Origin of the sequence: Moorena sp. SIO3E8, from assembly GCF_010692445.1 — a bacterium.
GTDB classification, from domain to species: domain Bacteria; phylum Cyanobacteriota; class Cyanobacteriia; order Cyanobacteriales; family Coleofasciculaceae; genus Moorena; species Moorena bouillonii.
The window spans coordinates 1-3,254 of record NZ_JAAHHM010000284.1 but is presented as its reverse complement, the minus strand read 5'-3'; the positions used below and the strand labels follow the sequence as shown (position 1 = coordinate 3,254).

3 protein-coding genes are annotated in these 3,254 nt (G+C 41.4%); 1 reads left to right on the top strand and 2 read right to left on the bottom strand.

The genetic code is table 11. From position 1 onward, the window contains the following. Nucleotides 1-570 precede the first annotated feature (570 nt). Nucleotides 571-1,296 carry a pirin family protein gene (locus tag F6K46_RS38920; protein WP_293068627.1) on the top strand — a complete coding sequence of 242 codons (726 nt, stop codon included), beginning with the start codon at nt 571-573 and terminating at the stop codon, nt 1,294-1,296. Nucleotides 1,297-1,972: 676 nt separating this feature from the next. On the opposite strand, the gene F6K46_RS38915 is transcribed toward F6K46_RS38920, so the two are convergent. Both F6K46_RS38915 and F6K46_RS38910 read right to left on the bottom strand, forming a co-directional pair. Beyond that, nucleotides 1,973-2,779, bottom strand: a complete 807-nt coding sequence (locus F6K46_RS38915) for a DUF4114 domain-containing protein (protein ID WP_293068624.1) — start codon at nt 2,777-2,779, stop codon at nt 1,973-1,975. After that, on the bottom strand, nt 2,769-3,047 hold the full coding sequence (locus tag F6K46_RS38910) for a hypothetical protein (RefSeq protein ID WP_293068621.1): 279 nt from the start codon (nt 3,045-3,047) through the stop codon (nt 2,769-2,771). Before F6K46_RS38910 ends, F6K46_RS38915 begins: the two co-directional genes overlap by 11 nt. Nucleotides 3,048-3,254: the final 207 nt, after the last annotated feature.

The following is a 3,254-nucleotide window of genomic DNA, read 5'->3' as shown; positions in this document are numbered from 1 at the left end:
ACAAGCACTTATTTTACTTTTACCGCATATTTTGCTTCTCTCTATTTTCAATCATTTAGATACACTTATGCCTTGGTTACATGAGCTTAGTTTTGATTTTTGTCTGATCAGGTGCAAGATCTGAGTTTAACATTCCTTCGGAAGTAGATGTGTGTTGTTTACTGCCGATGGGATACGCCGGTGAACCCTTTAAACTCTATGGTGGACGGTTTGATATCGAACAAGTTTACTATGGCGAGAGCTTTGGAGAATCATTCCAGGTCTAGTATAGCGGTTTTCAATTTGCTAGGGAGTAGGGAGCAGGGAACAGGGAGCAGGGAGCAGGAAATAGAGGGCAGGGAACAGCGATAATCTCTTTACCTCATAGTTATGAAAAATCCTGTAATCACCAATCACTAATTACCAATTATAGCGTTTTCCATACTTATCAAGTAGATTCAAATTTGTTACCCCTACTCCCTACTCCCTACTCCCTACTCCCTACTCCCTACTCCCTAACTGTCATAACCATGAAATTTCAATGAATACTAATTTACCAATAACTAATCACAACATTTGGATGCAAACCCAATGACTGTAACCACAAACAATCAAAAAATAATCAAAATTCGGAAATCCTCTGAAAGAGGACATGCTCATTACGGTTGGCTCGATTCTTACCACACCTTTTCCTTTGCTAACTATTACGATCCCGCTCATATGGGATTTGGCAAACTGCGGGTAATTAATCAAGACCGGATTGAAGGTGGAACTGGATTTGGAATTCACTCCCATAGAGATATGGAAATTATTTCCTATGTCCTAGAAGGAGCCCTTGAGCACAAAGATACCCTTGGCAATACCACAGTTATTCGTCCTGGTGAAGTGCAACGGATGAGTGCAGGAAAAGGTATTGCCCACAGCGAGTATAATTATTCAGGCACTGACATCGCCCATTTTCTGCAAATCTGGATTTTACCGAATCAAACTGGATTAACACCAAGCTACGAGCAGAAATTTTTTGCACCAGACGAAAAGCAGAATCAATTAAAACTAGTTGCTTCACAGGACGGACGAGATGGTTCTGTGAGCATTCATCAAGATGTTAATGTCTATGGCACGAACCTGGATGCTGGTGCATCAGTAATGTACCAGGCTAATCAAGATCGTCATATTTGGGTACAAGTAGCACGAGGTCAGGTCAAGTTAGATAATTACTTGCTACAAGCTGGTGATGGTGCTGCTATTTCTCAAGCGGAATCTGTGATGTTAGTGGGTCAAGAGCAAGCAGAGGTGTTGCTGTTTGATTTGGCCTGAATCTAGAGATGTCAGCATCTGTAAATCTGAAGTTACCGGTTTACTATTGGCTAATACCTTGATTTTTCCTTTCATCTGGGTAATATCATGTCAGGATAATTACCCTGTCTTGATGCAGTCGCTCATGGGGGAAACCCCCAAGACCGCGCTGCATCGCTTAATAAAAATCTCCCCCATCTCCCCATCTCCCCATCTCCCCACACTTCCCGGGTTCCTTAATTATGGGTATTCAACCAGACTTGATATAAGTCCTATAGCCATTATTGATAGGGGTAAACATAGATAGTGTGTAGGAAACATTGCTGTATTCCTACACACTAATTTTGATTCATATTGTCTATTCACATGATAACTACGAATATCTCACATCTTGCACTATTATCAAGAAGCTTGGTTCATGTAGGGTGGGCAGTGCACCAGACAGATAATGAAGCTTGCAAAGCGCGTTGGTAGGCACTGCCCACCCTACGATTAGCGATGCAGCGCGGTCTTGGGGGTTTCCCTCATGAGCGACTGCATCAAGACAATGACAATGGTGCAAGATCTCAGAATATGACTACTTTATAGTAGATAATAGGTAATGGGTAATGGATAATGGGAAATCGGTAATAGTAAACCACTAACCAATTACCAATTACCAAATAACTATCTGTAGCCTTATTGTGCCTCAGTTTTATTAGTAGGATTTTTTACCTTGGCGCTTCTGTACTGACGTTAATCCCATAACTCCGAAGGCAAACAGCGTACCCAGGAGAGTTCCTGGTTCTGGTGTCGATACACTGTTTGATGGTAGGTTCGGTGTGTGTGTGAGTCCCCTGACAACCATGACATTATCGTTATAGTCTTGGTCTCCTCCGCCCCAAATGTCTTCAAATCCTAGCATTACAAACTTTTCCCCTCCAAATTCAAGTTCATAACCCAAGAGATGGTTGAATCCGTCGGGGTTTTGTTGGGTATCGAAACCAAAGAAGTTGCGACCACCATTGTGTCCATTGGACTTTATGAAGAATTCAATAAAGGTGTTACCGGCAAAATTCCCCAGATTTACACCTTGACCAAGTGCCAAAGAACCATCTTCCTCAGGAAGAATGCTCAAGGGAGAGGAAACATCATTAAACACCATTTCTTTAGTGTTACCACCATCCACAGAATAGAATAGTTGATTTCTGTAAGTTGCTCCTTCGTTGATAAAAAATAATTCCACATCGTTGGCACCACTTTCCCAGCGCAGATTATTTAAATCGACTTCAGGTAAATCATCTTGATTTATCATTAACCTTTCATGATTTACAAAATCGTTAAAGAATTGCCACTGATCATAGGTTAGTTTTGGTTCGTCATTCCCTGAATTGCTATACTGTTGATTGTATTCTTGCTCAGATACATCAGATCCATTTGTGGTTGCAGATGCTTGATTGGCAGAACACAAAACTCCTAAAACAGTACCGGTCGCCATTAATGCAGAAAGCAGTTTATATTTCATTGAGTGACTTACCTGATTCACACTTATTGGTTCTAGAGATTAGGGAGTAGAGAGCAGTTTTGTCTGTGAATTCCCTGTTATTTATAAGTCTCTCTGTCCGATGTATGCGATCGCGTTTATAAAGCTTTGATGTCAGGTTTAACTTTTGTATAAATTCTTGATAAAATAGTGTGAGGTGAGTGAAATATACCAAAGGGAACAGGGAACAGGGAACAGGGAACAGGGAGTAGGGAGTATGGAACAGGGAACAAAAATTATCACAATTCATTTAAGATTGGTATAGCTTTCTCAAAACTCCTGAGGTAATAATTGAGCTATCAGTTATCAGTTATCAATATATTAGCCATTAGCCATCAGCCATCAGCCATCAGCCATCAGCCATCAGCCATCAGCCATCAGCCATCAGCCATCAGCCATCAGCCATCAGCCATCAGCCATCAGCCATCAGCCATCAGCCATCAGCCATCAGCCATCA